3 protein-coding genes and 1 pseudogene are annotated in these 6,804 nt (G+C 55.5%); all 4 read left to right on the top strand.

Annotation, left to right across the window (positions count from 1 at the left end; translation table 11 throughout):
- A pseudogene (locus KP701_RS13020) lies at positions 1-306 on the top strand (recombinase family protein); the annotation flags it as partial.
- 743 nt (positions 307-1,049) lie between these two features.
- Positions 1,050-2,231 (top strand): NarK/NasA family nitrate transporter, encoded by a 1,182-nt coding sequence (locus KP701_RS13015; protein ID WP_211556018.1) that lies wholly within the window; start codon positions 1,050-1,052, stop codon positions 2,229-2,231.
- Complete coding sequence (locus tag KP701_RS13010) at positions 2,231-3,877, top strand: alginate export family protein (protein WP_211556020.1); 1,647 nt, start codon at positions 2,231-2,233, stop codon at positions 3,875-3,877. The genes KP701_RS13015 and KP701_RS13010 overlap by 1 nt, the downstream gene beginning before the upstream one ends.
- 26 nt (positions 3,878-3,903) lie before the next feature.
- The gene (gene nirB / locus KP701_RS13005; RefSeq protein WP_153431051.1) at positions 3,904-6,804 is read left to right on the top strand and encodes a nitrite reductase large subunit NirB; all 2,901 of its coding nucleotides are present in this window, start codon (positions 3,904-3,906) and stop codon (positions 6,802-6,804) included.

The following is a 6,804-nucleotide window of genomic DNA, read 5'->3' as shown; positions in this document are numbered from 1 at the left end:
GCGCACCTGCACGACATGCTGCATTCCGAGTTGGACGAGAAACGCCAGGAGGCAGCCGAGGTGATCCGCTCGCTGATCGAGGCGATCATCCTCACGCCATCCGACAAGGGCCTCCAGATCGACGTTCGTGGCGATCTCGCCGGCATTCTGACGATGGCGTCGGGCAGTGGACAAACGAAAACCCCAGCCCGTTTCGGGGCTGGGGTTCGTGATGCGTTGGCATTGCAAGTTCAGATGGTTGCGGGGGCACACAACCAATGTAGCCTGCACCTTGTGAGCGGTTTCGTGAAGAAGCTCACTGCATGACATTGTCGATTGACAAACCGTTGTTTTTATCAAAATTTTGTTTTGACAGCGGCCTCTGTAGCCTATTCCGCAGCAATACCCGAATACGGAGGTTACATAATGTCCCATTATGCGCTCCCACGCCAATACGCTTACGTTCAGAAAGCGCCTGCCGCCATGTCGCAAAAGCTCACTCGCTTGGTGATCCAGGAAATTCGACTCCTCTATCTGGAGGCCCCACCCCAGGTTCTGATCACACATATCCTCCGATGATCCGTCTTCCGTCGAACCCATCAAGCAGGGGGCGCCTCATACATATTTAAATAAATAATAATTAAATTATTACAAAATACTTACAAAAATAATTTTGATAATTTATATTATTTTTAAGTGTTTCAAAGGATTTCATAGAAATATATTTTCTATAATTATTTTATATAGATGTAATAATTTAGGTATGCTCATTAAAACTTGTTTTCCTCTTAAAAAACCCAAAATTACGCATGATATTATGCGATATTTATTTCTCAGCACTCGAAATTTAACCGTCAGAAGGAATCGTTCCAACCATACTTTATTATTTTGACATCAGATCGTTCTGCAATATAGTCTCTACACACAATGTAACGATACTCTATCAGTGCCGGTGGAGAGTCGGGTTTGTCCGGTCAGGACGGAGACGCATAGGGTGGATCAATGGCGGTCCACTGGCCCTAAATGGGCGATGACGCATCCCTGTTTGATGTGTCGTCTGGAAATGTATTGTGGACAGGGGTTTCCTGAAAGCCGGGCACGCACCAACCCTGCTGGCCGCTTTTCTATATTTCGACGTCTCATTCATGATCTGGGTTTTGTTAGGTCCTCTCGGCATTGCGATTGCGCATGACCTTCACCTGAATGCTGGGCAGAAAGGACTGCTAGTCGCAACGCCTGTGCTGGCCGGGGCCGCCTTTCGTGTGTTGGCTGGGGGCCTGGTGGATATGTTCGGCCCGCGCCGCGTCGCGATTGCCGCACAGCTTACAGTCATTTTCGGCCTTGCCCTGGTCTGGTACCTTGCACCTCATACTTACGGTCAGATGTTCGGACTGGCGGGCATTCTTGGCGTTGCTGGGGCATCTTTCGCCATTGCCCTTCCCCTTGCCTCCGTCTGGTATCCTCCGCAGTATCAGGGAACCGCGCTCGGCATTGCAGGCGCAGGCAACTCAGGAACCGCGCTGGCCTCACTTTTTGCGCCCGGACTGGCGGTTCTGGTGGGATGGCGCAACGTCATCGGCCTTGCGACGCTTCCGCTCATCTGCGTTCTGCTACTTTTCCTTATTCTGGCCAGAGAGCCTGTCAATCGGCCAGCATCTCCGGGCCTGCGCTCATGGGGTCCAGTTCTGGGATCCGGCGATAGCTGGCTGCTGATGTTTTTCTATAGCGTGACCTTTGGTGGGTTTGTGGGTCTTGCGTCGTTCCTCACCATTTATTTCAATGACCAGTACAATCTCTCTCCCACCGTTGCTGGTGCGTGTACGGCATTTGTCGTTTTCATAGGCTCTTTTGTGCGGCCAGTTGGAGGAGCCTTCGCCGACCGTGTGGGCGGCACGAAAGCCCTGACCATCCTGTATGCGGTCGCGGCAGGCTGCTTTTGCGTCATTGCCCTTGGACTTCCGACGATCTATCTCGCATTCCCGGTATTCCTCTTGGGGATGGTAACGCTCGGGCTGGGCAATGGCGCCGTTTTTCAGCTTGTTCCAGCCCGCTTCCCGCGTCAGGTCGGCATTCTGACAGGGCTGGTCGGTATGGCCGGCGGGGTCGGCGGCTTCTACCTGGCGCTCTCACTGGGGGAAGCCCGACAGATCGTCAATTCTTACGGGCCGGGATTTCTCGCTTTCGCCGGGATCTGCCTGATTGCCTGCATCGCCGTTGTACTGTGTCACCATCGCTGGCGGGAGATCGGCTGATGACTGGTCTTTCCGTCTTCTCTCCCCTTCCCTATGCGCCCATGCTGGCAGGTCTTGCTTTGGGGGGGCTGGCATTCTCCAGCCCCGTGAAAGCTGACGATACTCCCAACCCCCATGTCGGGGTTCATCTGTCCGAACGCTCCAGAACAAAAGCCGTCACTCAGCCGGTTCACACCCAGCAAAACCGCTCCGCGCACTCCCCGGACTGGGATGTTTTCAATGCGGGGAACGGAGCCGCATCCGGTTTCGGGTCAATGGCGGGCTTTGGTCAGGTTCGTTGGGCGGAAGACTGGAGCGATATCGTTAATACCCCGCCGGAACAGCGCAGGAATGACTGGTTCAGCCGCCTGAAATATATTCGCCTGAATGAAAGCGGAAGTATCTGGCTTTCTCTGAACGCGGAAGAACGCCTCCGTTATGTCTATGAAAACCAGCCCATGATGGGAACGGCAGGCAAGACCAACGCCAACCGGGTTCTTCTGCGCAATCTTTATGGCGCCGATCTTCATCTGGGAGCGCATGTCCGCGCTTATGCCGAGTTCCTGTACGGCGTCGCAGGAGGCTCCAATACCTACGGATACCAGACAGGGGTGCAGCGGGAACGACTGGATCTCCAGCAGGGTATTCTGGAAGTGAAGGGCAATCTTCTGGGAGCCAAAGCCGGCATTATTGGTGGTCGACAGGTCTTCCTTGATACGCCTGTCTTCATGCAGTCCGCCCGGGACCTGACGAATGCACAGCAGACCTGGGATGGTATCCGTGGCTATGCCATCTGGAAACGTTTTCGGGTGGATCTGTTTGATTTCATGCAGACCAACAAACTGCCTGATGCTGTCTTTGGAGATGGCACGAACTACAGTGCCCGGATGTATGGCGCCATGACGTCCACGGCGCTTCCTGCATTCAGAGCCATGGGAAAGAAGAGTCAGCTTTTCGCAGACGTCTTTTACATCGGCTATCTCTACAGTGGCTCCACAGCATCTATCCCGACGACAACGGGTACAGAGGCAGGTTCCAGCCGTCGGGACAATGTCGGCATGCGACTATGGGGAAATATCGGCCCTTTCTCGACGAGCCTGAGCGGTGTGTTTCAGGGAGGCCAGTTTCGGCCAGCACAGGAAAGGCAGCCCACCCGTGCTGTACGGGCTTATGCTGTTAATGCATCCCTGCTGTATAACCGTCCTGATCTTGCGACCAAGCCGAGCGCTGGTCTGCAGGCCGATCTTTTTTCCGGCGGCTCCTATCATAGCAAGGATGGCGCAGTCGGGACGTTTGCATCCCCTTATTTTCCCTTGCCGTACTATAACGATGTGACGTTGTCCGTAACGTCCCAGAACCTGATCGGTGTGGGGCCTCTGGCGACATTTGCTCTGCGGAAAAACCTTCACATCAAGCTGCATGTGCCTTTCTTCTGGCGGGAAAGCACACAGGATGCGGTGTATGGCACAGGCAAGATCTATTCTTGGCGCAATGGGTTATCTGGCGGCTTTATTGGGGCCACTCCCCAGACGCAACTTGCCTGGAACTTTGCTCCACATTGGACCTGGACTCACGACATCGCAGGCTTCATCGCATCTCGCAGCATGCGCACGGCAGGCGCAAAAAGCGACGCGTTCTACATGCAGACTCTCGAATTCAAGTTTTGACCATGACTGCCTCAGAGAACGGACAGATGACCATGAAAGAGAACATCATCATCATCGGCAACGGAATGGTTGGACATTACTGTGCCGAGCAGCTCGTCATGCACGGTCTGCATGAAACGCATCAGATCCATGTCTTTGGCTCCGAGCGCCACCATGCCTATGACCGCGTTCATCTTACGGAATACATGACGAGTCAGGATGCGCTGGCCCTGCGTTTGCATGAGGAAGATTTTCACTCGGCTCACGGCATCATCATGCATCTGGGTGTTCCTGTCATGCGGATCGACCGTGACGCCAGGGCCGTGGAAAGCGAAGAAGGTATTCTTCCCTACAGCACACTGATTTTAGCGACAGGCTCCGTCCCGTTCGTGCCGTCAATACCAGGCAATACCGGAAGTGCAGGTCTTGTCTACCGCACGCTTGAGGACCTGGACATCATCCGCGCTGCCGCTAAAGGAGCCAGCCATGGAACCGTCATTGGTGGCGGCCTGCTGGGACTGGAAGCCGCTCATGCCCTGAAACTTCTGGGGCTGGACGTCAGTGTCGTACAGCTTGGAACGCATCTGATGTCGGCCCAGCTTGATGAAGAGGGCGGTCGCGCGCTTCGCAGGCGCATTGAGACGCTTGGGATTGATGTGAGAACCTCCCACGCGACCAAAGAGATTGTCGCCGGCGAACAAAAACGTCATCGCTTGGTGTTTGCGAACAGTCCTTCTTTTGAAACCGATATGGTTGTTTTCTCTGCCGGTATCCGCCCGACCGATCAGCTTGGCAGGGCTTGCGGGCTGGCTGTGGGCGCACGGGGCGGCCTCGTGATCGACAATCAGTGCCGGACGTCCGATCCGGACATTTTCGCCATCGGTGAATGTGCGCTCTGGCAGGATCAGGTCTTTGGTCTGGTCGGACCGGGATACACCATGGCGCGGACCGTTGCTTCCCTTTTGGCCGGAGAAGACGCCGCCTTTACGGGCGCGGACATGTCCACCAAGCTCAAGCTTCAGGGTGTGGATGTAGGTTCGATCGGCGATGCGCACGGACGGGAGCCCGGCGCCACGAGCTATCGCTTCATCGGCGAGGCCGATGGCTCCTATCGGCGTCTCGTTCTGTCCGCGGACGGCCAGCGTGTGACAGGGGCGATCCTTGTTGGGGACAATTCCTATTACGACACGATCTTCCAGTATGTTCAGAACGGCATCAAACCGCCGGCTGACCCCGCCGCACTGATCCTGCCGCGTGGTGAAGGGGCAGAGCTTCTGGGCGCGGACGCCCTGCCTGATACGGCCATGATCTGCTCCTGCCACAACGTTACGAAAGGCTCGATCTGTAGCGCCATTGATGCGGGTTGCGCCGATCTGGCCACGCTCAAGCAGAGCACAAAGGCCAGTACAGGCTGCGGCGGCTGCGCGGCTCTGCTCAAGAGCGTGTTCGAAACGGAACTTTCCGCCCGGGGCATCGAGGTCGATCACAGCCTTTGCGAGCATTTTTCCCATACACGTCAGGAGTTGTACTCCCTCGTTCGTGTCCATGGCATCCGCAGCTTTGAAGAGCTGATGACACGCCATGGTAATGGCGGTTTAGGCTGCGATATCTGCAAACCAACCATTGGCTCGATCCTTGCCTCGGCATGGAACAAGCCGATCACCGATCCGCTCTATATTCCTTTGCAGGACACGAACGACACGTTCATGGCCAATATGCAGAAGAACGGGACCTATTCCGTTGTTCCCCGCATTGCAGGTGGCGAAATTACCCCGGACAAGCTGATTGTCCTGGGGCAGGTTGCAAAGAAATATGGCCTCTACACCAAGATCACCGGTGGCCAGCGTGTCGATCTGTTTGGCGCTCAACTCCACCAGCTTCCCGAAATCTGGGGAGAGCTTCTGGAGGCAGGATTTGAGACGGGCCATGCTTATGGAAAGTCCACACGGACGGTAAAATCCTGTGTTGGCAGCACATGGTGCCGTTATGGCGTGCAGGATAGCGTCGGTAAGGCGCTGGATCTTGAGAACCGCTATAAGGGGCTGCGCTCTCCGCACAAGCTCAAATTCGCCGTATCCGGCTGTACGCGGGAATGCGCCGAGGCCCAGAGCAAGGATGTGGGCATTATCGCTACGGAAAACGGCTGGAACCTGTATGTCTGTGGCAATGGCGGGATGCGTCCGCGCCATGCAGAGCTTTTCGCGACCGATCTCGATTCAGAAACGCTCGTGAAATACATCGACCGCTTCCTGATGTTCTACATCCGTACCGCAGACAAGCTCCAGCGCACGTCTGTCTGGCGGGAAGGTCTGGAGGGCGGTCTCGATTATCTCAAAGACGTCATCATCAAGGACAGCCTTGGCATTGCCGAAGAGCTGGAACAGCAGATGCAGCATGTGGTCGAAACATACCACTGTGAATGGAAGGATGCCCTGACGGACGGCGAGAAGCTCAAGCGCTTCCGCACTTTTGTCAATGACAGCCGCCCCGATCCAAACGTTCAGCTTGTTCCCGAGCGCGATCAGGTCAAACCAGCCCCCAATCAGGCTACCCTTTTGGAAGGCGCGGGTCCGGTGGAATGGACGGCCCTGTGCGACAAGAACGATCTGGTCCCACGATCAGGCGTGGTTGCCTGGTATGAAGGTGCGCAGATCGCCCTGTTTTATCTGCCGGAAACGGAAAACACATCCGCCCGCGTTTTTGCCGTGGACAACCATGACCCATTCTCGAAGGCCAATATCATCGGACGCGGCATCATAGGGGATCTGCGGGGGCAGCTCGTTGTCGCCTCCCCGCTTTACAAACAGCATTTCAATCTGGAAAACGGGATCTGTCTTGAAGATTCCAGCAAATCCCTGCGAACGTGGGACACGCGTCTGACCCCCGAAGGCAAGGTTGAAATCCGCGCCAGGGTTATGGAGACCATCGCAGAACGCCTGTCTGCTTAA

It is taken from the genome of Gluconobacter sp. P1C6_b (genome assembly GCF_018811945.1).
In the GTDB taxonomy this organism is placed as follows: Bacteria; Pseudomonadota; Alphaproteobacteria; order Acetobacterales; family Acetobacteraceae; genus Gluconobacter.
Note: the sequence above shows the minus strand (reverse complement) of the source record. Positions and strands in the feature narration are given on the sequence as shown.

Excerpts from the sequence above, each read along its gene's own strand:
- KP701_RS13010 (WP_211556020.1), top strand. The coding sequence starts at position 2,231 with ATGACTGGTCTTTCCGTCTTCTCTCCCCTTCCCTATGCGCCCATGCTG.
- nirB (WP_153431051.1), top strand. The coding sequence starts at position 3,904 with ATGACCATGAAAGAGAACATCATCATCATCGGCAACGGAATGGTTGGA.